The sequence below is a fragment of the [Pantoea] beijingensis genome (genome assembly GCF_022647505.1).
In the GTDB taxonomy this organism is placed as follows: Bacteria; Pseudomonadota; Gammaproteobacteria; order Enterobacterales; family Enterobacteriaceae; genus Erwinia; species Erwinia beijingensis.
In genome coordinates this window covers 3,347,635-3,371,788 of sequence record NZ_CP071409.1, presented here as the reverse complement: position 1 = coordinate 3,371,788, position 24,154 = coordinate 3,347,635, and the positions used below count along the sequence as shown (strand labels likewise).

General features: G+C 47.3%; 21 protein-coding genes. 13 read left to right on the top strand and 8 right to left on the bottom strand.

The features are described 5' to 3' along the window. Positions 1–5 precede the first annotated feature (5 nt). Complete coding sequence (locus tag J1C60_RS15255; protein ID WP_128179027.1) at positions 6–1,031, bottom strand: substrate-binding domain-containing protein; 1,026 nt, start codon at positions 1,029–1,031, stop codon at positions 6–8. A 337-nt stretch (positions 1,032–1,368) separates the two neighbouring features. Between J1C60_RS15255 and J1C60_RS15250 the strand changes: the two genes are divergently transcribed. The 3 genes from J1C60_RS15250 to J1C60_RS15240 are packed head-to-tail and all read left to right on the top strand — an operon-like array spanning position 1,369 to position 3,877. Continuing rightward, positions 1,369–2,391: a methionine ABC transporter ATP-binding protein gene (locus J1C60_RS15250; protein WP_128179026.1), complete on the top strand. Its 1,023-nt coding sequence runs from the start codon at positions 1,369–1,371 to the stop codon at positions 2,389–2,391. Next, positions 2,384–3,052, top strand: a complete 669-nt coding sequence (locus J1C60_RS15245) for a methionine ABC transporter permease (RefSeq protein ID WP_128179025.1) — start codon at positions 2,384–2,386, stop codon at positions 3,050–3,052. The genes J1C60_RS15250 and J1C60_RS15245 overlap by 8 nt, the downstream gene beginning before the upstream one ends. A gap of 21 nt (positions 3,053–3,073) precedes the next feature. Next, positions 3,074–3,877, top strand: a complete 804-nt coding sequence (locus tag J1C60_RS15240) for a MetQ/NlpA family ABC transporter substrate-binding protein (protein WP_128179024.1) — start codon at positions 3,074–3,076, stop codon at positions 3,875–3,877. Positions 3,878–3,947: 70 nt separating this feature from the next. On the opposite strand, the gene J1C60_RS15235 is transcribed toward J1C60_RS15240, so the two are convergent. Continuing rightward, the gene (locus J1C60_RS15235) at positions 3,948–4,457 is read right to left on the bottom strand and encodes a DUF3455 domain-containing protein (RefSeq protein ID WP_128179023.1); all 510 of its coding nucleotides are present in this window, start codon (positions 4,455–4,457) and stop codon (positions 3,948–3,950) included. Beyond that, positions 4,457–4,978, bottom strand: a complete 522-nt coding sequence (gene sodC, locus J1C60_RS15230) for a superoxide dismutase family protein (RefSeq protein WP_128179022.1) — start codon at positions 4,976–4,978, stop codon at positions 4,457–4,459. Before sodC ends, J1C60_RS15235 begins: the two co-directional genes overlap by 1 nt. Positions 4,979–5,487: 509 nt before the next feature. Between sodC and J1C60_RS15225 the strand changes: the two genes are divergently transcribed. Next, the gene (locus J1C60_RS15225) at positions 5,488–5,709 is read left to right on the top strand and encodes a YgdI/YgdR family lipoprotein (protein ID WP_128179021.1); all 222 of its coding nucleotides are present in this window, start codon (positions 5,488–5,490) and stop codon (positions 5,707–5,709) included. A gap of 170 nt (positions 5,710–5,879) precedes the next feature. On the opposite strand, the gene J1C60_RS15220 is transcribed toward J1C60_RS15225, so the two are convergent. Beyond that, complete coding sequence (locus J1C60_RS15220; RefSeq protein ID WP_128179020.1) at positions 5,880–6,245, bottom strand: DUF4156 domain-containing protein; 366 nt, start codon at positions 6,243–6,245, stop codon at positions 5,880–5,882. An 876-nt stretch (positions 6,246–7,121) separates the two neighbouring features. Here J1C60_RS15220 and J1C60_RS15215 point away from each other — a divergent pair. Then, entirely contained in the window at positions 7,122–8,015 is an 894-nt protein-coding gene (locus J1C60_RS15215) for a LysR family transcriptional regulator (protein WP_128179019.1), read from the top strand. Between the two features lie 220 nt (positions 8,016–8,235). Here the strand turns inward: J1C60_RS15215 and J1C60_RS15210 are convergent, their stop codons facing one another. Together J1C60_RS15210 and J1C60_RS15205 are read right to left on the bottom strand one after the other, a co-directional pair. Next, positions 8,236–8,703: a hypothetical protein gene (locus tag J1C60_RS15210; RefSeq protein WP_128179018.1), complete on the bottom strand. Its 468-nt coding sequence runs from the start codon at positions 8,701–8,703 to the stop codon at positions 8,236–8,238. Next, a complete protein-coding gene (locus J1C60_RS15205; RefSeq protein WP_128179017.1) occupies positions 8,700–9,509 on the bottom strand; it encodes a winged helix-turn-helix domain-containing protein in 810 nt (269 codons plus the stop codon). Before J1C60_RS15205 ends, J1C60_RS15210 begins: the two co-directional genes overlap by 4 nt. Positions 9,510–10,269: 760 nt before the next feature. Between J1C60_RS15205 and J1C60_RS15200 the strand changes: the two genes are divergently transcribed. The 8 genes from J1C60_RS15200 (at position 10,270) to J1C60_RS15165 (ending at position 19,558) form a co-directional block, all read left to right on the top strand. Next, positions 10,270–10,668, top strand: a complete 399-nt coding sequence (locus J1C60_RS15200) for a winged helix-turn-helix domain-containing protein (protein WP_128179016.1) — start codon at positions 10,270–10,272, stop codon at positions 10,666–10,668. A gap of 134 nt (positions 10,669–10,802) precedes the next feature. Then, the gene (locus J1C60_RS15195; protein ID WP_128179015.1) at positions 10,803–11,345 is read left to right on the top strand and encodes a fimbrial protein; all 543 of its coding nucleotides are present in this window, start codon (positions 10,803–10,805) and stop codon (positions 11,343–11,345) included. Between the two features lie 62 nt (positions 11,346–11,407). After that, the gene (locus J1C60_RS15190) at positions 11,408–12,106 is read left to right on the top strand and encodes a fimbria/pilus periplasmic chaperone (protein ID WP_128179014.1); all 699 of its coding nucleotides are present in this window, start codon (positions 11,408–11,410) and stop codon (positions 12,104–12,106) included. 52 nt (positions 12,107–12,158) lie between these two features. Beyond that, on the top strand, positions 12,159–14,813 hold the full coding sequence (locus J1C60_RS15185) for a fimbria/pilus outer membrane usher protein (protein ID WP_375139770.1): 2,655 nt from the start codon (positions 12,159–12,161) through the stop codon (positions 14,811–14,813). Between the two features lie 26 nt (positions 14,814–14,839). Further along, the gene (locus J1C60_RS15180) at positions 14,840–15,979 is read left to right on the top strand and encodes a fimbrial protein (protein WP_242080464.1); all 1,140 of its coding nucleotides are present in this window, start codon (positions 14,840–14,842) and stop codon (positions 15,977–15,979) included. 105 nt (positions 15,980–16,084) lie between these two features. Next, positions 16,085–16,657, top strand: a complete 573-nt coding sequence (locus J1C60_RS15175) for a response regulator transcription factor (RefSeq protein ID WP_128179012.1) — start codon at positions 16,085–16,087, stop codon at positions 16,655–16,657. A gap of 234 nt (positions 16,658–16,891) precedes the next feature. Then, the gene (locus J1C60_RS15170) at positions 16,892–18,019 is read left to right on the top strand and encodes a fimbrial protein (protein ID WP_128179011.1); all 1,128 of its coding nucleotides are present in this window, start codon (positions 16,892–16,894) and stop codon (positions 18,017–18,019) included. A gap of 411 nt (positions 18,020–18,430) precedes the next feature. Beyond that, positions 18,431–19,558, top strand: coding sequence for a fimbrial protein (locus J1C60_RS15165; protein ID WP_128179010.1), 1,128 nt, complete (start codon positions 18,431–18,433; stop codon positions 19,556–19,558). Positions 19,559–19,640: 82 nt separating this feature from the next. Here the strand turns inward: J1C60_RS15165 and opgB are convergent, their stop codons facing one another. Next, entirely contained in the window at positions 19,641–21,941 is a 2,301-nt protein-coding gene (gene opgB, locus J1C60_RS15160) for a phosphatidylglycerol--membrane-oligosaccharide glycerophosphotransferase (RefSeq protein WP_128179009.1), read from the bottom strand. Positions 21,942–22,304: 363 nt separating this feature from the next. After that, complete coding sequence (locus J1C60_RS15155; RefSeq protein ID WP_128179008.1) at positions 22,305–23,153, bottom strand: class I fructose-bisphosphate aldolase; 849 nt, start codon at positions 23,151–23,153, stop codon at positions 22,305–22,307. Positions 23,154–24,154: the final 1,001 nt, after the last annotated feature.

The window sequence follows — 24,154 nt, the reverse complement described above, 5'->3', positions numbered from 1 at the left end:
TTTTTTCATGGTGTTTCCCTGGTGTGACGACAAAGATGCTGTGGAACGGCAATGCTTTCACCGTCCCGCAGCGTAAAATTCAGTACCTGTGAAGTGACTTCTTCACCAGCGATAGACTTCATCAGGCTTTCTATCGCGACTTCGCCCAGCTGTTGCTGAGGCTGTTCCACTGAACAGAGTGAAGGACACACCATTCTGCCCAATGCAATACCATCAAAACCGACGACAGAGAGCTGTTGAGGAATGCGATAGCCGATGCGCTGCAGGCTGCCGATGGCGCTTAGCGCCAGCAGGTCGTTTGAGCAGAGCAGGGCGGTCAGTACCGTTGGCGTAGAAAGCCAGGGGCGCAGCGTCTCAATATCCACGCAGGTGTGATGCGCCATTTCAATCAGCGGCAGCGGGGTGAGCCCGTTTTCTTCCATCGCCTGGCAGTAGCCCAGATAGCGCAGATGGGCACGGTCGGATTGCTGTACCGGACCTGCCGTCATGGCAATCTGCCGATGGCCGAGCGCCAGTAAGTGGCAAGTGGCCTGGTACATCGCCCGTTTATTGTCCACGCTGACGGTGACGAAATGCGCATCAGCATCCGGGTTGTGTACCAGCACGACCGGCAGTGTTTCCTGTTCCAGCATGCTGAGGCACCGGCTTTCCCGGGCATTGGCGACGGTCAGGATCAGCCCATCAATACGCTGGCGCAGCATATTTTCTAACACCACTGACTCACGCGCGGGATCGTAATCGGTTGTGGCGACCATCAGCGAATAACCGTTATTGCGTGCGCTGCTTTCCATTGCCTGCAGCTGCTCGCTAAAAATGGGATTGCTGAGGGTGGGCAGCATGACGCCGATAATGCGGGTTGACTGCGTACGTAGCTGTCGCGCCACATAATTAGGGCGGAAGCCCAGTGCTTTTGAGGCAGCGACGACCTTATTGCGCGTGCTTTCCCGTACTTTTTCCGGTTCGGAGAAGGTACGTGCGGCAGTGGCTCGTGATACACCCGCAAGTTGGGCAACGCGTAACAGGTCGGTCATTTTTTATCTCGTTTGATTGAATGAGATCGATCTCATTTGTTGACAGACTGGCGTAGAAAGATGTCATTTTCATGAAGAAGGAGTGACGGAAAAATGTTAGTGACGGATTGCGTGGCGGGTGAAGTGTGCACCGACAAGACGGTACTGGAATAAAATAGCTGGCGTGCCTGCCTGCTCCGTTATTTATAGCCATCCTGCATAAGAAATGTCTTTTTATTCATTCTCAAATACCGTATTTCCGGTATATTTCTCTGTTAAACGCCAAAATGCCTGAAAAGATAATGCGTTACAGCGTATATTTGAGCGTATTACTGGCCACTCAGGATAGTAAAACGTCATGATTGTTCTGAAGAATATTTCTAAAATTTTTTACCAGGGGAAGGATGCTATTGCCGCCGTGGATAATGTCAGCCTGCGCGTCGAACGCGGGCAGATATACGGTATTATCGGCTACAGTGGCGCGGGGAAAAGTACCCTGATTCGTTTGCTTAACGGGCTGGAAAAACCGTCCAGCGGCAGTGTTGTCGTTGCTGAGCAGGATATTAGTGCTGCAACGGGCGAGGCACTACGCCAGGCTCGATTGAAAATCAGTATGGTGTTTCAGCATTTTAATCTGCTCTGGTCGCGTACGGTCAGTGAAAATATTGCTTTTTCTATGCAGATCGCCGGTGTCCCTAAAGCCGATATCAAAAAGCGCGTCGCCGAACTGATCGAACTGGTTGGATTAACCGGCCGTGAGCGCGCTTATCCTTCACAGCTAAGCGGCGGGCAAAAACAGCGGGTGGGCATTGCGCGTGCACTGGCGAATAACCCTGATGTGTTGCTGTGCGATGAAGCAACTTCGGCACTCGATCCGCAAACGACCGATCAAATTCTCGATTTACTTAAGGATATAAACCGCCGGTTTGGTTTAACCATCGTGCTGATTACCCATGAGATGCATGTCGTGCGTAAGATCTGCGATCGGGTTGCTGTAATGGAGAACGGCAAAGTGGTTGAACAGGGCGGTGTGCTCCAGGTTTTTACTCATCCACAGCAAGAAATTACCCGGCAGTTTGTTCGGCAGATTAGCCAGTTGGAGGGCGATAATGATTTTGACTCTGCACTCCTTAGCGACATCAACGGCGCGATTTTAAAACTCACCTTTGTCGGGCACAGCGCACATCAGCCCGTCGTTGGCGAATTAACGCTTCGCTATGGCCTGCCATTTAACATCCTGCACGGCAAGATGACGCAAACCGTTCACGGCGCGTTCGGTCAGCTCTGGTTACAGGTGGTGGCAACGCAGCAGCAGTTGGAAGCCATTCTGGACGGGTTGAAGCAGCATGATATTCAGTGCGAGGTGATCAAAGGTGTTTGAGTCATATTTTCCCCATCTGAAATGGGAACAACTGCTGGCCGCGACGCAGGAAACGTTATACATGACGGCATTATCCGGCATCGCGACCTTTATTCTTGGGATTGCGTTGGGACTGACACTATTTTTAACCACCAAAGGTGGAATGTTTCAGAATAGTCTGGCGTATCGGGCGATCTCTTTTGTGGTGAATGTCTTTCGTTCGATCCCCTTTATTATCCTGATTGTATTACTGATCCCTGTAACCAAAACCCTGGTAGGCACCATCCTTGGCGCAAATGCCGCGTTGCCAGCGTTGATTGTCGGGGCTGCACCGTTTTATGCACGTTTGGTGGAGATTGCACTGCGCGAAGTGGATAAAGGGGTGATTGAAGCAACGCGTTCGATGGGAGCACGCATGAGCACCCTGATTTTTCGCGTCTTACTTCCTGAGTCGTCGCCAGCGTTAGTGTCCGGGATTACCGTTACGCTGATTGCCCTGGTGAGTTACAGCGCCATGGCGGGCGTGATTGGTGCTGGCGGGTTGGGGAATCTTGCTTATCTGGAAGGATTCCAGCGTAACCACAGCGACGTTACCTTAGTGGCAACGGTGACCATTTTGATCATCGTCTTTATTATCCAGTTTATCGGTGACGCGCTGACCTCTTATTTAGATAAACGTTAAAAACAATAGAGAACACACATCATGAAAAAAGTCGTCACACTGATTGCCGCAGCTACGCTGAGCTTTTCTGCCTGGGCAGATACCCTGACCGTTGGTGCTTCCAACGTGCCACATGCTGAGATCCTTGAGCAAGCAAAACCAATTCTTGCTAAACAGGGTATCGATCTGGAAATTAAACCGTTCCAGGATTACATCCTGCCGAATACGGCACTGGCCAGCCACGATATCGATGCTAACTATTTCCAGCACATTCCCTATCTGAATAGCGTGCTGAAAGACCATGCTGATGATAAATCTTATGATTTCGTTAGCGCGGGGGCGATTCATATCGAGCCTATTGGTATTTATTCGAAAAAGTATAAATCCCTGAAGGATCTGCCACAGGGCGGTAAGGTCATCATGCGTGATGCAGTGGCCGAAGAGGGACGCATTCTTTCTATCTTCGAAAAAGAAGGGGTGATTAAGTTGAAGCCGGGCGTGGATAAAGTCGCTGCTCGTATCAGTGATATCGTGGATAACCCGAAAAAACTGCAGTTTCTGCCGAACGTAGAAGGGTCGCTGCTGCCGCAAATGTACGCCAATGATGAAGGGGACGCGGTAGTGATTAATGCGAACTATGCCATTGATGCCGGCCTTGATCCGGTGAAGGATCCTATTGCAGTTGAGAGCGGTGAGAATAATCCATATGCCAATATCATCACCGTTCATCGCGGCGATGAGAAGAAAAAAGATATCGTAGCGTTGGTGAGCGTGCTGCGCTCCAAAGAGATTCAGGACTGGATCCGTACCCAATATAAAGGCGCAGTGATCCCGGTTAATAACTGATTTTTCGCAGCGCGTTAATGACAATAAAAAACGGGCGAGCATCTGCCCGCCCGTTTTTGTGAGAGCCCGACTAGCGCCAAAAGCGATAAGTGGCGGTGTAGGGTACGTTGAGCGTCATGCCATAGCGTGACGCATCACATCGCGTGTTACCGACATTACCATCCACCGTATCCACGCGCTGGATATAATGGATGCCGGTAAGGCGTCCCGCATGACCTGTGCTGGTGCCCTCCAGCAGTAACCACGGGATTGCGCCGGGATGTGGCGAATCCTGCGAGGTGAGGAGTTTGCCTGCGAGGATACTGCCGTCCAGCCAGACCCAGTGCGGGCCGTCATAGTGCTTTCCTACCAACTGTGTCATCGCTTTATCGCTAAACAGATCGGCCTCGGGTGCCTGGAATATCCAGCTCCCTGTTGACGCGTTATCGGCCGGGGCTGCGCAGCGATAGAGTTGAACGCCGCGCGCATATACCTGCAGTTCTTGTTTCGCCCCTTCAGGCGGCATGACATTACCGGCAGCGAGTGAACTGGCGCTGGCGGTGAGCATGATGGCTGCGAGGGTGGGGCGGAAAAGCGTCATTATTTGATCACGCCGCAAACGATGCGTGCGCCGCCGCCGCCCAGCATGGCTGGCATGTCGGCGTGGTTGTCGCCACCCGCATGGACCATTAATGCGTGTCCTTTAACATCTGCCAGTTTCAGGCGCGGAGCCAGTACCGGATAGTTAGCGTTACCCATTGAATCAACATAGAGCGCAGGCAGGTCACCTAAATGACCATTGCCCCACGGGCCTTCATGCTTGCCGGTGTGGGCTGGATCAAAGTGTCCTCCTGCTGCCAGCGCTGCGACTTTCTTACCATCCTGCATGCCCGGGCTGCAGTCTGGGTTTGCATGCACATGGAAGCCATGGATACCCTGTGGCAGGCCTTGCAAATGTGGGGTAAAAAGCACGCCATACTGCGTTGCTTCTACGTCAACGGTGCCCGCTGCTTTTACGACGCCATCAGCATCCACTTCATTCATTGTGACGGTTGTCGCCTGCGCTAAACCTGCTAATGCAAAACCACCTGCAACGACCATCATCTGGAGCACTTTACGCATTTTTTATTTCCTGTTTATGATTGAGTAATACCCTGCCAAAGGGAAAAAGAATCCTGCATAGCCCCGTCTTTATAGCAGGTTAAAAAGTCATAAAGACTTATTTCATCAATAGTGATAACCGATGAATAAATTATCAGGATGTGCTGTTTGTCCCGGTCGGTCGCGAGCAGTATGAGGCGGAAAAAGGAAGGGGGTTGGATGAGTATTTCATTGATTTGGCTAATGATGGCGTGATGTTCTATTGTTTTGCATCTGACCAGGAAAGAAGATGATACGAATGGGAGGTTTATGGATTCGATCTGCTTTTCGCAGAGTGGAGGAGTTGTAGCCAGACCATGGCAGAGCGAGTGGTATTGCTGACAGAGCGTAATAAAGCGGTATTTTCCCCGGACGCCTGATGTAAAGATGCCAGCTCATGACAGTAAATATTATTTACACATTTCATTCTTCCCTGTTGTATAAAAAAGGATAAGAATGCAAGGGTAAAATATTTCTTAATAAGGTTTGAAATGAAAAAGTTAATGGTTCCGGCGTTGTTACTTTCTTTTCTGGTCGCGGGCTGTCAGGCTAATCAGGCGATTCATACCACCGATGGTCAAACAATTATCACGAAAGGGAAACCAGAAATTGATAAGAGCACGGGGCTGGTAAGTTATTACGATGCAAGTACGGGTAAAAAAGCCCAGATCAATCGGAACCAGATTAAAGATATGGGTGAATTAGATAATTAATCTGCTTTTATACCCTCGTTAATGCCTTCAGCGGCAAGTCAATGAACTCCCCGAGAGCCGTAGTCATCATGCTATCGGGGTGACTATATTTTGCTATACAACCATCGGCACTGATTTAGCAGCCCTGTATATATCCCGGCAATATCAGCATCAGTACGGTGACGGCCAGCTTATTGATTATTACAACGCCACGCATTGCCCGTCATAACAACGTTGGTTTCCTGGGAGCTGCCGCTGCCGCTATAGGCAGAGCCTGTGGTGCCCGCACGGTTGGTGATCAGGCTAACCACGTCGCCGCCTAATTTAGCGGTTTCATTGCGTAGTTCATTTAATGCTCCCTGTTCCAGATTTTTATTTGATGTCCAGCCGCCGGTTAAAAAATTCCCCTGCGAACCCGTGACGACGCCAAGAAAATGGCAACTGGCAGGGGGTTCGGACGTGGCAACGCGTATATTTTTTGCGGCATGGGAGAGTGAGTTGGCACTGCAACCTGCAAGTAGCAGAATAAAAGCAGGTAAAAAATGACGATAATTCATGATTGCTCTCTAAGAAAATAGGATCTGAATATACTCTAAACAATGCGAATAGCGGGGAGGGGGCCTGATTAGCAAATCGATTTCCCTGTTTGCGTAACGTGTGCATTAGCCCGAAAACCCATCAACTCGTGAGCATAGCTTACTCTGTGATCGAAGGGAATGGATATAGCCAACGCAAATTCAACGAGAAATCTGTTGGTTATCACCCGGATTATAGTCTTATCGATGATGAAATCATGTATGACTATTTACCTTATTGCGCCAAATTAAGGATCATTTATTCTATTGCTGCGATTTTCCAATGCATACCTATAATGTGTTTTAAATTGTTGTGGCATTTGTTTTTAATGCTGTTTAATAAGCATCTTAATAAGATTTTTTTCAACATCTCCCTCGATTGTGGCGAATATACTTGCTTACGGCTATCCCTCGGCTTCAGTCTGCTCATTTGAGTAACGTGTTGGTGCCGTGGCCGATTACCGCTGACGAGCCCTCGCCGTCCGATAGCTCCCGAAACCGTCACATGAATGCCGGTATTTCCAGATTAAGTTGTGCCGTTCTTCATTGCGCCAGTGCCGTTGCACCGCGCGTTTATCTATCACAGCCAGTTTAATGACCAGCAGATGGGGATATTTGTCCTGGTCATCGATTACTGTTGTTGATCGTATGATGTTGCGATGACACCACCGGCAGATTTTAATGTTTTTTCGGCGATAACAGCACCAACCCGTGGGAAGCGATGGGAATGAACCACACTTGCAGACTCTTTTCCTTGCCAACGTGCTCCTCATCTTGGCGCTTGAGAATACTGTACTCCGGATTAATAAGTGATTTAATGCCAGGAAAATGTGATGGCTTCATGAATCGGACTCACAAATGAAAAAAGTAACTAATCATGATTTGGCGATTGTGCTGACTATCGCCACGCACCTGAATATGAGTCGGGCTGCGGTAGAGTTAGGCGTGACGCCTTCTGCATTGAGCCATGCGTTACGTAATATAGAAGAACGGTTAGGGCTAAGGTTATTTAACCGTACTACGCGCAGTATCGCATTGACCGATGCCGGGAATCGCTTGTTTACCCGCTTGAAGCCTGCCTTTCGTGACATTGACGATGCGCTGGAGGATTTGAATCAGTTTCGTGATACCCCATCAGGAACGTTGCGAATTAATGCCGGACGTCCCGCGACGCAGATAGTGCTGCTGCCGCTGATCTCGGAATTTATCGCACAGTATCCGCAAGTCGATGTAGAGATCGATGCCAACAATACGCGTGTTGATGTGGTTTCAGAGGGTTTTGATGCCGGGGTCAGGTTTGGTGAAACGGTCGATGCGGATATGGTGGCAATCCCTATTGGCGGTTATATGCGTTCAGCGGTAGTCGCTACGCCTGCATTTTTTACGCGTTATCCGGTTCCTCTGCACCCTAAAGATTTGCTTGGTATTCCCTGTGTTCGCCTGCGCTTTTCCAACGGAAGCCTGTATAGGTGGGAGTTTGAAAAAGAGGGTGTGAAGCTGGACAACGAAGTGAACGGACCGATTACGCTAAACGATATGGGGTTAACGGTTGAGGCCGCATTGTATGGTGGAGGCATTGCTTATGCTTTCGAGAAACTGGTGACCGCGCCATTAGCAGATGGGCGATTGGTGCGGGTACTTGAAGACTGGTGTCCTTCGTATCCTGGGCTATATCTCTATTACCCCAGCCGGCGTCAGCTACCAACGGTGTTAAAGGCTTTTGTCGATTTTATTCGCGAGCGCCGGTTGTGAGTGGGATAGCCGGACACCTTTTTTTGCAGACATAGCATGGTGCGAACAGAAAGAGTCGAATGAGAACCTTTATGCGGCGGCAACGGTATTCTTAGCGGTTAGCGGTGGGCGAGGCTACAGCAGTAAATGATGATGAAGGCCGAAGCGGGGAAGGAGAACATAACAGCAGAGCGGTAGCGATATGTGGCTGAGGCCGCTCTGCTGACGTACGGACAGTAGACTATGTTTTGCAGTAAAAAAAAGGAATTTTACGCGTGGTGAATAGGTAACTTTTTTGCTTCAGTGGATAGATGCCGAAATTTATTGTGCCATCCTTCATGAGATAAAAGTCGGGTATGTTTTTCTTCAGTTCATCGGTATTGCTGTCATCATCTAGCTGGGTAATGGCATTGGTTGTTGTGAGAAAGTAACTGGTATTTTCTCGCTGGTATTTAAACAACACTTTTCTGCTCACGGTTTTTTGTGGGCCAGGGCCATCGATCATGCTGCCGTCAAGAGTAGCAATACCGTCACCGTTATTAAATATAAAACGGATGATAGCGCTTATCTGCACGTCATTCATCTGCGTGGTATAACGGGCAGTACAGCTAAATGGGCTATCATCTTTTATTTCGCTGTCATGCATTGCTGTATTTCCTATGAAGAAAACAGCAACCAAAGTGAGCATGTAAACGATGGGTTTTTTCATGGTAAATGAACCCCACGCAAATTATAGGAAGCACAACTTAACGTCTGTTTCTGATCGTCGAATGGCCGGTTACAGGTAATGAATGATACGGAGGGCATAACCTTGTAAGCGGAGAGATAAACATAGGGATAACGTCGACAATTGAGATTGATCATTTGCAGGGCTTTCTGATGCACCGAGTAATCTTCGGCATCGCTGTTAACATATATATGGCACTGCCCGCTGTTCTTCAGCGCCGTGTAATTATCAAAGTAGGGGTAAACATGTTCCCGGTTTAGCAGATAGTAATGTACGGCAGTGATCAGTAATAACAATATAGCGAGCATGGCGTACCATTTTCGAAAATTTCCGGATGGCAGAGCTGTCGGCTCAGATGGTAGTTCATTCTCCGATGATAGAGTATTTATCTGTCCGTTAATTTCTTCGGGAAGGGATATGTTAAGTTCGGGATCGTTTTCACTTTCCAGCACAATAACATGAGTTCCGTCACTCAGCTTAAATCCCTGCTTAGGCACAGTAACAACCAAATCAGTAGGCTGTTCCATTACTGCCTTCAACCCTCTTCTTAGTATGGATATGTTCTGGTATAACGTATTAGGCGGGACATTTTCTCCCGCTTCTCCCCACACAAAATTGAAAAAGTCGAGCTGTGGTATGAGCTCTCCTTCTCTCTCCAGGATTAATAAAAAGCACCGACTGGCAGGAACATTGATTGAAATTGTCTTGCGTTCTGCACCTCTCGAGACCAGCAGATGATCTTCTGGCCAAAATTCGAGGGTATTGTTAATCAAATAACCTTTACTCATAGATGAAATCCTGCTTGTCAGCCTCTTAACGGCATCTTAACCGCGTTTATTGTGACCTTATTAAGATCACAAAGTATATCATAGCTGAATTAAGAACTTTCTTGGTAAATTCTGGTGATATTTACTCTAATACGCATTGGCTAAAAACTGATCTTCATAACTCATTGAAAAATATAACTTAAGATAAATTTGTTGCGAATTTGTTATGTGGATTGTCATATAAATTTACAATAGGAATATTTAACCATTCTCATAAAGTTTCGGATGAGATTTTATTACAACGACTTCACTTCTATTAAGGTTTGGTGAAGCATAATATTTATCTCATCAACAGGGGGCAACACGCTTTCCTGAATAGATAAAAGTTTTAGATAAATTATAGATGAGATTGATGTTTCGATTATGTTAACAGTAAACATCAAAACTTTCATAATAAATGTGAGGCGGTTTTATTCTCTCTATATAGAATCAAAAACAGCATAATCATTTGATGATTTGAATGTGATTGCGATTGGTTTAAGGTGTTGCATTATCCTTATTGTGCAGAATTAAATTTTGATTGTTTTCGGATTTTTCAGTGGAATAATCTATAAAGGAGGGTGTTTTAGCGGTTTACTGTGAGTTTTTGATGTGATTGTCAACATTACAGTTAAGCGCATAGTATATCCGACCGAAAATAACAGCGGGTAAATAGCAGTAAATTGCTTCCTGTTTGTTTAGGTGAGGATATGAAAGGAGTAGTAATAAAAAGGAGGAAAGGATGAATGATGCTAATAGACAGGTTTTTGGGTATTTCATTCATCCGGATGTACAGGTTGATATTGTTCATAACAGAATAATAAACATCAACGCTGTAGGACTATCCAGGGGCGGTAACATTATTACCCTGAGAAAAACCATGATGCGTTTACTGGCTTATTTACTTGAAAACGCGAATGGAAAAGTTATTCAGAATGATGAAATTTTACTTAACGTTTGGGACAAGTATGAACTTAGCTCATCAACACAAAGATTGTGGCAAGTCATGCAGGCGCTCAGGCAGCGGTTAAATGCAGTAGGCATTCCGAATGATTTTATTATACGTGTCGAGACGAAAGGATTCTTTATTCGTGAAGGGGCTGTTACGCCTCTCTACTATAAGAAAACGATTGAGTATTAGTAGCATCTCTATCTGAAGAATAAGACTTCCGTAGAGAAAAACACACCTTAGATGGTGAACCTGAATGTAGATCCATTACATGGAAAATGGATTTATTTAATTAAATAAAATGTCGTAATTGAAAAGGAAATATCATGAAAAAGTTAATCGTTGCTGCTGCTGTTGTTGCTGCTTTCGCTGGTGTTAATGCTCAGGCCGCGTCAACCGGTACCATCACTTTTAACGGCGAGTTAACCGCCACGACGTGTGACGTAATTGTTGATGGTCAGGCTGCTGATGCGACCATCGTACTGCCAACTGTTGGTATTAACCAACTGACTGCAGCAGGTCAGACTGCTGGTCAGACTGGCTTTAATATGGCTCTGAGCAACTGTGAAGGCACGCTGAAAACTGCTTCTGCATTCTTCGAAGCGGGTTCATCTGTTGACCTGGTGACTGGCCGCCTGAAAAACGTTTCTGGTAGCGCGACCAATGTTAGCCTGCAGCTGCGTGATGGTTCAAATGCTTCTAACGAAGTTATCAAAGCGGGTAACTCAAATCAGACTAAAAACACCACTTATGTTGATGTTAGCTCTGGTTCCGCTAATCTGCCTTACCACGTTGAGTACTATGCGAACGGTAAAACCACTGCCGGTACCGTTGTTAGCAACGTGATCTACTCTGTTCAGTACAAATAAGTAACATTGTGTCTCTCAAGAGAGGGTTCGCCCTCTCTACTTTTTTCTTAATGAGGTGTTGTATGAAGAAGTTTGCCTGGATATTCAATATTATCAGTGTGTTTGCATTGTGTCTGGCGAGTGCAACATCTTATGCCAGTATCATCATCAGTGGAACTCGCGTTATTTATCCGTCTGATGCTAAAGAAGTCACCGTTAAGTTAAGTAATGTGGGTTCTAATCCGGTACTCATCCAGAGTTGGATTGATACCGGCGACGTCGAGGCTAAGCCCGATTCGATTAAAGTTCCGTTCATTATTACTCCGCCGATGAATCGTGTCGATCCGGCTAAAGGTCAAACACTGCGCATCAGCTCTACGGCAACATCACTGCCCGCCGATCGTGAAAGTGTGTTCTGGCTGAATGTATTAGAGATTCCGGCTAAAAAGCAGGCTAAAACCACCGAGAATCTTCTGCAACTGGCTTTCCGTTCTCGTATCAAGTTGTTCTATCGCCCAACCGGACTGCAGGGTAATGCGAATGATGCTGGTACTGAACTGACCTGGCAGGCTGTTTCTGGTGGCGTGAAGGCAACAAACCCAACGCCCTATTACGTATCGCTGGTAACGATTTCTGCGAATGGTAAGCAGGCTGAGGGAGAGATGGTAGCACCTAAATCAACGCGTACATTTAAATTAGCCGCCTCATCTGGAAGTAAAATTAGCGGCGAATTTGTCAATGATTACGGCGCGATAAATAAATTCGAAAGCACGATTAAATAATATTCTCAGCAGTTCTTAATTATTTCAGCATCAAGGGTTGAAAGGGATCATCATGCGTAAATTTTCTCGAGATGGATATTCATGGAAGATGTCGCCGCTCGTTATCGCTTTACTTTCGGCGTTGCCAGGAGCGACAGTATGGGCCGAAGTTATGCCAGCGGCGACACAAGAAATAGCGAAGAATGTGGAGTTTGATCCCTCATTTCTCAACCTGGCCAACAATACTTCTGTGGATTTAACACGCTTTGCCAACGGAGCCTCAGCATTACCCGGTGTTTATCGTACTGCGGTTTATGTCAATAAACAGCTGATTAGCAATGAAGAAATTAAGTTTATTGCACGTGAGGATAAAACGGTTTTTCCTTGCCTGACGCCCTCGTTATTAAAAAATATTCCTTTTAATTATGAAAAGCTTCCGGCGAATGCGCTCAGTGCCGGGGTTGCCGGGCAAGAGTGTGTCGATCTGGAAAAACAACTGCCTGAAACGCAGATTAGCTTTGATAGTGGTGAACAGCGTTTGGATATCACGATCCCACAAATTTATATTAATAAATTGGCTCGTGGCAGCGTTAGCCCGGCATTGTGGGATAGCGGTGTGCCTGCCGCATTCGTCGGTTATAACCTCAATGGCTATAACAATCGTTCACGCGGAACATCAACAAATTCTTTTTATGCCGGATTAAATGCCGGATTGAATATCGGTGCCTGGTATTTACGCCATAACGGTTCTTATAACTGGATGGATAATGGCCCGAAACAATACAACACTATTAACACCTATTTGCAGCGTGATATTCCTGCGCTACAGGGTCGGGTATTAATGGGGCAATCGAACACGCAAGGACAGGTATTCGACACCTTACCGTTCTCCGGTATTCAACTGGCAAGTGACGAACGTATGTTGCCAGAATCACAACGCGGTTACGCGCCGGATATCCACGGTATTGCCCGGACAAATGCGCGGGTAACGGTAAAACAGAGTGGCCAGACCATTTATGAAACCACGGTGACACCCGGCGAGTTTCTGATCAATGACCTGTACCCCACCGGCTACGGCGGTAACCTCGAAGTTACTGTTCATGAGGCCGATGGTAGTGAGCAGACTTTCCTGGTGCCGTATGCCTCTGTGGCGCAGCTTTTACGTCCGGGGTCATCCCGTTATTCCGTGACGCTGGGTGAAGCCCGTAATGAAAATATTCGTGGCAAGCCAGCGTTGTATCAGGCGGTTTATCAGCGCGGACTAACCAATGCCATCACCGGCTATGGTGGTGTGCAGGCGAGCCAGAATTATTACGCATTACAGTTAGGTGTGGCACTGGGTACGCCAATTGGTGCGCTGGCTTTTGACGCCACTCAGGCACGTACTCATCTGGGCAAAAACAGCGATGAATCAGGCCGAGTTCAATCCGGCAATACACTGAGTGGACAAAGCTATCAGATCAGTTATAGCAAAGCCATCAGCGAAACCAACAGTAATCTGTCGCTGGCCGCCTATCGCTTTTCTACTAACGGCTATATGGATTATATGACCGCAATGCAAACGCGTGATGCGGTTGCTGATGGTCTGAACCCTGATACGGTCTGGCGCGCGAAGAACCGCTTTACCGTGACTGCAGGCCAGGGTTTACCGGATAACTGGGGACAATTTTATGCCAGTGGTTCAGTACAGAATTACTGGAATAAAGAGGGAAGTGATAGCCAATTTCAGGTCGGTTACAACAACAGCTATAAACGTCTGACTTATGGGCTGACGATGAGCCGTAGCTTCTCGAATTACGGGCGAGCGCAAAACAACTATCTGCTCAGTTTTAGTATGCCGTTAGGACGTGCTGATAGTGTGCATACGCCGCAAGTTCGACTCGATCTTAGCCATGACAATAACGGGCGTTATGGGGAACAAGCCACTATCTCCGGTACGGGGGGGGCGAACAACCAGTATAGCTATGGTGTAACGGCCATGAACGCTAACCAGGGAACGGGCAGCAGCGGTTCGGTAAATGGGCAGTATCGTAGCCAGATGACGTCGATGAACGCGACCTATAGCGCCGGGAAACATTACCAGGGTGCTTCTATGGGCTTAACGGGGACGGTCATTGCTCACCCGGGGGGGATTACGTTGACGCCTTATACCTCTGAGACAATGGCGATAGTTGAAGCAAAAGGCGCAGCAGGCGCGGCGGTTTCTTCTTATCCGGGGGTGTATGTAGACCGGTTTGGTTATGCCGCAGTGCCTTACATGAACCCTTATGCGCTAAACGAAGTCAGTATCGATCCTAAGGGAATGTCCAACGATGTTGAGTTGGAGAATACTTCACAGAAAGTTGCGCCTTACTCGGGTGCTGTGGTCATGCTGAAGTATAACACCCGTCGCGGAACGCCAGTGCTGGTGACTTCAACGCTTAACGGTGAGCCGGTGCCTTTCGGTGCAAATGTTGTAGATAGCAAGGGCAACAGCGTGGGCTCTGTAGGTCAGGGCGGACAGATTTATGCCCGAGTAGATAAAGATCAAGGGAAACTGAGTGTTAAATGGGGCGAGGCGGCAGATCAACAGTGTTCACTCTCTTACCATTTGCCAGTGAAGTCGAAGACAGAGGCCGCACAGTCTATAACGCGCTTAAACGCGGTATGTGAAGAAACTGTGAGCCCCGTATCGCAGGGTGCTGGCCAAATGGCACAGAGCAACCATGACGCGACGCCATACGGCTGACGGAACGGAATACTTTTGAGGTTAATATGAAACTGAATCTCGCAAAAATATTAAAAAATATATTGTTTATTGCCCCCGTTTGGATGAGTGGTTCTGCGTATGCGATAGATTGTCACTACACTGCCCAGGCATTGCATGAAGGCGGGGAGATAGGTCGCACCCCAGAAGAAAATATGATTAATCTGGGGGGAATAACGATTTCTGTGGGGCCGGATGTTCCCGTTGGAAGTATCGTGTTTACTTCGACCCAGGCCAGTGGTGGGCAAATAACAAATGGTGTGGCCTGTAACGGATCTTTTAATTTTACCAGCAATATAGATTATTTAACGAAACCAATGCCCAGCACTGCCTGGTCGGGTGCCAGAACGGGCACTGTTTATGAAACCGGCGTACCTGGCCTGTCGGTATACCTGGGAACGTATGATGGTGATGGGGTTTTTCCAAAACATCTATCCTATACAAATGCATGGCCAGAAAGGGACTTTGCCGTGGTCCCTACGGGATATGATCTTATGATTATTAAGACCGGTCCTGTAACGCCTGGTGTGATTGACGGTGCGAAGTTGCCAACACTTCGGGAAACTATCCCGGCTAAGGCCGGTTACACAGGCCTGCCGTTGACGCTAAAAACCGTACGTTTTACCGGTAATCTGTTTATTAAGTCCAGCACCTGTGTGACGCCGGATTTGATGGTGAATCTGGGTAAATATGATGCCAGCCAGATTCCGAACGTAGGGTCGGCGACGCCGTGGGTGGATTCATCGCTCTTGCTTAAGGATTGTCCCGTCTTCCATGGCTACTACCCGAAAGCTGCTGTTAACTGGATAAGGGGTTCAGGTACGCTCAATCAGGGCAAAGCGACCCCGAATATGCTTGGCCTTTCCCTGAAGCCGAACAACGGTATTATTGATGCGGCCCAGGGAATTATGGCCATTGATTCAGCAGGCGGCAGTGCGGCCAGCGGTATCGGGATACAAATTGCAACTGGTGAGTTAAATGGCACCCCTGTGAATTTTAATTTTTCTCAGGAAAAACCTTACGATTCGCCCTCTGCTGAGGGGAATAATGCCAAACTTCCGTTAGTTGCACGTTATATTCGAACGGAAAGAGCCATTAAGCCTGGCAAGGCAGACGGGAAGTTAACCTTTACCATTTCTTATCGGTAACCTTTTAATTCGGCATTCAGGAGTTTTGATCGGCTATTTCTGAATAATTTTAGTTTCAGTAAAAGCACCCGGTATATTATTACGGGTGCTTCCTGAGGAAAATATATGTCAACATATAGTTGTATTCTTCTTTCGGAGGATTTGTTTCTTTATCGAGCGATGAGTGATAAATATTTAGGCTTGCCCCCAATGAAGTGCCATGTCAGTGAGGAGTTAATCGATAAGGAAGTACAAGGCGAAAAACTGATATTATTAATTGATGATAGGCTTCCATCAAAAACCATTAGCCTGTGGCAAGATGTTTATACTAATATTTATCAATGCATAACGCCTGTTATACTAACGTTTTCAACCTGTTCAGGTAAAGAAAGCACAGGAAAAAACAGTTATTATATTGATATGTCTTCGGATCTGTTAGCGGTTAAGTGTGAGTTTGAAAAAATAAATTATCAGATTAGGTGTAATCTCCAAAGCACAAGTGTGGTGAATGAGAGTGATATCCGGCTGACCAGAAGAGAACGTGAGGTGTTTAACTTTTTTATGCTGGGATTGCCTATCCGGAAAATAGCCGAAATTTATAACCTCAGCGAAAAGTCTGTTTATACACACAGACGAAACATCATGCAAAAATATGGCTTTCAAAATTTTAATAATTTTTACCGACACCTGATAAAATAAAAAATTTTCGTTACTGATTAATCATTACTGATTGTATGATGGAAATCAACAACGGCAGTTGGCAGAGTATTTATCATAAGAAAATTATAACCCTTTGAAAAAATATCTGACATGCGCGGGTGCAATTAATATACCTGGATTACCCGTAAAGGTTTACCTCACCGGTGGCCCTGGGAAAATCTGCTTAGAAATAATGTTGATATCCATCATGCCAGTGAAACGAGATAATATTGTATGAAGAAAATATTTATTACGATGGCAACGCTTGCTTCCAGTTTATTTATAAACAGCAGCTATGCCTCCTGTACGGTGAATACGCAGGCCATTATGACACCGATGCCGTTACAGGCGACGAATATCACGGTAGGTGATGAAATTCCTGTAGGTAGCCGGTTATTATGGCAAACCTATAACCTAGATTTTGCTACAGGTGCGGCGTCCTGGTATACGGTGACCTGTACTGATAAAAAGCCTGTGAAGGCCAATTATACCTTTTCAAAAACGCCGATGCCGTTATCGCCCTGGTCACCGAACGATTATTCCGCAGGTAAGGTATACCAAACGAATGTACCCGGGATTGGAGTGTTATTTCATCAGGGTGTTGTAGGCGCTCAGGCTATACCGGTGAGTAAACTGGCCTCTAATGAAAATAATGCTCCCGCCGGTACAGGGTGTGAGTCAGGAACCTGCTTGGTTATTGGTAACTATAAACGCTGGGATGTTGTGCTGATAAAAACGGGGCCAGTAAAACCAGGAACACTGCTGGGGAGCAGCCTGCCCTGCGTTCAGGTTAACTATACCAATGACGTAAATACTCCCGCTAATATGTTATCGAATACCTGTATTACGGGAGCGATAAATATTGTTTCAAGCACCTGTAAAACACCTGACGTAAATGTCATTTTAGGCACGCATCAGGTTCAGGATTTTAAAGGTAAAGGAAGTGCCACCGAGTGGGTAGATACTTCAATCAATCTGACAAATTGCCCGACTTTCCATGGTTATAATAGTGCCGGTAGCTGGTATGTTGATGGCTCCGGAACCAATAATGCAGGGAGCCCCACGCAAAACTCGCTGGAGCTGGAGTTTTCCCCGGTGACTACCGTGCTGGATAGCGCCCAGGGAATTATCGGATTAAGCGAAGAGTCTAATTCTGCCTCAGGAATAGGTATTCAGATAGCCAGTGGGACGAGTGCATCAGCCGTCCCCTTTAATTTAGGTCAGAAGAAGGAATACCCGCAACCAATCGGTTCACAGAGCAATGTCACGATCCCGTTGGTTTCACGCTATATTCAGACCGAAGATAAGCTCAAACCGGGTAAAGCAAACGGTATGATGAAATTTATTATCAACTATTATTGAGTCATCGCTCCCTCCCGACAGCGGTATCGGGAGGGAAAATCACGTATCCTCTTGCCCATCATTTCCGTCTCCCCTGCGATAAAAATCTCTGATAATTGCCGCACGTAAAACGTATCTTCCCTGTAACACCCTGACGCCGTGCCATTTATGGTCAATAGGGCCTGTATTCTCGACATAGACAGTACGACCATTTTTACCAAACTTTTGCAACGTTACCCGTATTTCCATGTAAAGAAATCTGCGGGAAAGGCTGATTTGGGATGGTCTACAATTATCGTCGGCATGTAATCCGGGTAACTGGGCTCTATCCGCGATAGCTGAATCTGGATTATGATTGCGGGTTTAACGCTCCCGGTTATTCATCGCGATAACACAGTTACGGGCATATGAGCAATGAGATGGGGTTTCCTGTTGAATAGAATACTTATTTTAATCGTGCTGATGACTTCGGGTTTGTTTATCAATACTGGCTATGCTTCCTGCACAGTGAATGTGATCTCAAATATCACCCCCATGCCTTTGCAAGCGGCGAATATTACCGTAGGTGCAGATGCCCCATTGGGCACACAGTTAATGTGGCTCACTTACAACATGAATCTTACCCAGGGTGGGAAATCATGGAATACGGTGACCTGTACCGATCCACGGCCTGTCATGGTTAACTATTCCTTATCAAAATTACCCATGCCGCTCGCCTCCTGGTCACCGTCAGGGGCCGCCAACGGAAAAGTTTATCAGACAAACGTACCGGGTATTGGCGTGTGGATTCATCAGGGCGTTCAGGGCGCGAGTGCTGTGCCGATCAGTAAGCTTGCGACTTCGGAGTACAATACGGCGCCCGGATCTGGGTGCGCTACCGGTAAATGTACGGTGATGGGGAACTACAGACGCTGGGATGTGGTTTTGATCAAAACTGGCCCGGTAAGCCCGGGAACCGTACTTGGAAGCAGCCTCCCTTGCGTTCAGGTCAACTATACCAATGACGTGAACACCGCGCAGAATATGATATCAAACACCTGCATGACTGGCAGTGTGAATATTGTCTCTAACACCTGTAAAACCCCCGATGTGAACGTCAATTTAGGAAAATATCAGGTGCAGGAATTTAATGGGAAGGGATCAACGACGCCCTGGGTTGATACTTCGATCAAACTTACCGATTGCCCGGCTTTCCATGGCTACAATGGCTATGGTAACTGGTATCTTGATGCCGCCGGGACCAATGGGCCCGGCAGGCCAACGCAGAATTCGCTGGAGCTGCAATTCTCGCCGGTCACAAAGGTTCTGGACAGTATTCAGGGAATTATCGCGCTCAATGAGCGTCCGGGCTCGGCTTCCGGAGTGGGGATTCAGTTGGCGTATGGCACGCCGTCATCCGCGACACCGGTCAATTTAGGGCAAAGTAAAAAATATGTGCAGGCGATTGGCTCACAGGGGGATGTGACGCTGCCCTTAGTGTCGCGTTATATCCAAACTGAGAGTAATGTGACTCCCGGAAGTGCAGATGGCATGATGAAATTTATTATTAATTATTATTAACCCACGTCCTGGTACTAAGGCAGATAAGCACCAGTACCAGGACGGTATAAGCCGGTGGTCCACCGGCATTAGACCTTGGCTATTAAGGCTGTGTTGTCGTCTCGATTTTGATATTGACCATACCGATACCCAATTTGCGTGGGTCCTGCCCAATAATATTCCCTTCATTAGAGGCGAGCGGCTCGGGTGGTGCAATCACTAACGTATTGGATTTCTGTGGGTTGCGAAAATGTAGCGTCGTGGTGCTGTCGGTTTCACCTAATGTCAGCATCTGCTTCTCATTGCCAAGGCTGACGGGTATTGGCCGATGCACATTAGGCCCGATGGCGCGCGCGGTAATCACCACATCAATATTTTGAGGCAGCGGATCGATATACTCAATTTTCACTTCCGGCGCGAGATTTGCGTTTGACCAACGTCCCCACTCCTCGGCGCGTGAAATACCCTCGAATCTTTTTACCGTCTGCGGAGCACCGACAATATTAAAGATAAAGCTATCCGCCGGGTAACGGATATCGTTATCAAGGATCCTGAGTTGTTCAACATTATGTTTGAACTGCTCGTCGCTAACGGCGGTATCAGTAAAGGCGACTTTACCTTGATAACGGTTGCCTGGGATTAACGTGACTTCCGGTTTGCCACCGAGTTGGCCATGCGACAGGCAAAGCTCACTGGAGAGTGCCAGCTCGGGGTGCCACAATCGGGCCATCTTGTAACATTTATCCACCCAGACGAATTTATCACTTGCGGCATAATCTGCCAGCTGATAGCGCAGCGGTGCGGAATACTCGCCTTCAAGCATCGGCTCGACCTGATTTTTACTGACCCGCAGCAGCAGCGGTAGCCTGAAGTGGGAGCCCGAGAAGCTGAAACTGCCATTTTCTTTGTCGATGGTGTAGCTGCTAATGGCTTTGGGGAAGTTCCATAACTGGATAATATTCGGTTTCCACTCGTTAATTTTTTTCTTCATATCGAGAAAGGTAGAGGAAAGTGAACTGCTGGAGACGCTACTGCGCCCGAGCCCGATATAATTATCGCCGCCAAGGATATCCAGTACCGTGGCACCATTATCCAGAGAACTGCGCTTCACCGAGCTCAGTTCCGTCTGCGGTTTATCACCACGGATAACAAAGAACAGGTTTTTCCTGTCCTCTTTAGTCAGGTATTTATAGGCTGTATTATTCATGGCCAGATGATCGTTGGAAACCACAATTACGGTATTTTTAAAATAGGGTGAGGCCTTGATGCGTTCGATCAGATGCGCAATATGTTCCTGGCTACAGGCGACAGCGCTAAATGACTGATTAGGTTTGCCATCTACGCTGTAACTTTTGCGCTGACAGCTGCGGGAAACAAAGCCATCCGGGTGATGGGTATCGACTGTCAGAGTGAAGAGTGCGAAGCGTTTATTCTGTTGAGACAGATCGATAAACTTGCGGTAAACCTCTTCCAGCACCGTGTCGTCATAGTAACCCCAATTATTGCGATAATTAGGATCGTCAACGCTATTTTTTAGCTCATTAAGACCATACATATTTTGGCTATCGAAGCCGTGCGATTTAAGAAACAGGTCTTTACCTGCAAACCGCAGATCGGCACCCTGCAAGAAGTAGTTCTCATAACCGGAAGCCTTAAGAATATCGCCAAGACAGATGTTCCGTGGATAAAAGCTGGAAAGTGAGGAAGAGGCATTGCCTTCAAATGGAGCGAACAAAGGGATGCCACACTGGGAAGCGACTATTCCGGCAATGGTGTACTCCGTGCCCGGCAGCTGTTCGGTTTGGTTGAAGTCAATTGCCTGCGCTTTCTGCGCGTTAAGTTCTGCAGTTAATCCCGGGAACGCTTTTTCATCGAAATAGGTGCGTTCCAGGCTTTCACCATAGATGTAGACCAGGTTGGGTTTATCACCGCTCATGGTTTTGTTCGGCACTTTATAGTGCTCATGAAAATCCGATGCGCCGTGTCGCGTTTGGGTACGAACTAAATCGGTAACCTGTTGAAAAGCTGGGGTTGTTTTAATCGATGCCAGTGCCAGCACAAGAGCAAACAGGCTCCAGCCAAAGTGATGTGGTTTATCTTTATGGCGTGACAGAACCCATGACAGCAGACAGAAAATTAAAAAAAGCGCCAGGATTAACCCAATGGCTGGCAGCACGTATTTACTTAGCCCTGCGCCTTGCATGCTATTGGTCAGGGTATAAATCACCGCATCATTAATGCCGTCGCCAGTAAAATAGTTGCTGGCCAATAAAGTCGCATTAAGAATAATAAACAGACCCAGGATCGCCAGAAGGGTCATAAACCAAATTTTGTTCCGCCCGGCTTTTGCTGAATAAATTGAAATTGATGCTAAAAATAGAATGACTGAAAGTAGTTCAGACACCGTTCACTCCTCTTTTGCTCACATCGACTGTCCCGTGCACATCAACGACTACAATGGCAGATCGCTGATTATTATCAGTGTTCTCGATCTTGTCCGGGCAGTATTGCCAGCGTCACAGGTTGATGCATTTTTCGTCGCTGAAGTTCTCGCTACCGGCAACAATAAAGCCCAACAATCTAACGCGGCAGTGAAGGACAGGCAACTTGTCGTATCAGAATTGTGTGTTATGCCCGTCATACTTAGAGCTACAGGTTTGTTGACTGCGTCAGTGTGAATAGCTCGATGCTGGTTACTTTCGACGTTTAGGATTAACCGCCGCCGCAGGCGCAGTCTGGTGTCAGCGAGAGGATAGGGTATGAGGATTCACCGCCCCGTTGCGGTATAAATTGCCAGTGCTTCCCCACCGCTGGCACCCTGGTGAATGATGGCCATAAGTGCTTTTACCATACGGGATGGGTTGTCGTGCTGATACACATTACGGCCATACACCATACCTGAAGCGCCCTGTGCCATTAGCGCCGCACTTTTTTCCAGCACGCCAGCGATATCGCCTTTACCGCCGCCGCGAACCAGCGTAGGACAGCGGGCAGCTTCAACGACCCGATGAAAATCGGATACGTTTTCAGTGGGATCGGCTTTAATAATATCGGCACCAAGTTCGCGTGCCAGCCGCACCAGAGGGACAATCTTCTCTACATCGCCGAGTGAACCGTAAGCTGCTCCTTGCCCGGCAGGTGCCATGACCAATGGCTCAATCATCAACGGCATCGCATATTTGTCACAGGCGTGACGCAACCGGCTAATATTTTCTACGCACTGACGGAAAATACCGGGTTCATCGGGGATCATATACAGGTTGACGACCACCGCGGCGGCATCCAGCTGCAACGCGGCCAGGATCGGCTCTTCGGGGTTGTGCAACACTGCCCACATTTCACGGTGTCGCGTAGTGTTATAAGCATTACCGACGTCAGTGCGCATGACCAGGGCGGGCTTGGGCTGTCGGGCAACCTGTTGCAGGAGATCAGCCTGGCCAACATTGACCTGGATAGCATCAGGACACGCGTCGATCAAACTTCCCATTACTTTGCTAATGTCTTCCAGCCCTATCAGAAAATCGGGTTCATTGGCGATGCCGTGATCGATGGCAACATCCAGACATTTACCCAGGTTGAACAGGCGGTTGAGTCGTACTTTATGAGGTCCTGGCATGGCGTTATTCCTTATCATAGTGGATGACGTTGAACCTGCGCAGGTTTGCGAGGCGTGAAGGTGCACCGCTTGCGGCCGATCTGGATGCGTATGATGGTCGATAGGGCGGTAAACCCTTTTTTAAGATAGCGTTCTATGGCATTCGTACCCGAAAAATTTATCTCGCTGTACGAGGCAAAAAAAGAAGGCGCCCTTCATCAGGATGTTGCTTTTAATTTTTATTAATCAGTTTCTTAGGTTTGTTTTTTGGGGGGAGGGCACGAGCGATAAACGGTAAATAGTCCGTTACATAAGTGTGAGAAGGATCAAGAATGAAAGAAGCAAAAACGGGTTTATGCCGTACATTTTCACTGACTGACGCCCCTGGCGAGAGATCCGTAAGGTTGGACACTTTGAAGTGATGAGCAAGGCAGTAAGGGCCCGTAAATTACGTTGCCATCGCAGGTCGCCGTTTTGCTTTTTACTGTCGCTATGCAAACGTTTCAGGCAGTGCTGAAGAATGGTCTGTTTTTGGCAATCATTCATTTTATTGACATTTTTATATGCTAAAAAGTGACCGAGTCGAAAGTACAGCACAGGATGTGTTCCCTGCAAATGGACAGAAAACCATCATTTTTGTAAATTTTTCGCGTTTTTTTTATGCGGCATCGTGATTTAACTTACTGATTTTCTCAGAAAACTGAAAAAGCCACCCTCAGGAATGTGAAGATTATTTAACTATTACTGATTTTCTCTATTGATTTATCTACGCGCGTAGATACAATCGAAGAGTAGTGATAACGCACGGTGTTTGATGTTCTGGCTGTTCAGTGTTGGTCTACTTTAGGTTTGTGTTATTTATGCGATTGGTTACGTTAAAACCAACGAGCGCAGACTAAAAATAAGATCCTAACACCAGGGAACCCTTTACTGACCTTTCAACATGGCTCAGCAACAGAGCGTCTCCACCGTGACGTTACCCCTCTGCAGGCTTATACGGGGGTTGATTCACGGAACGGTGC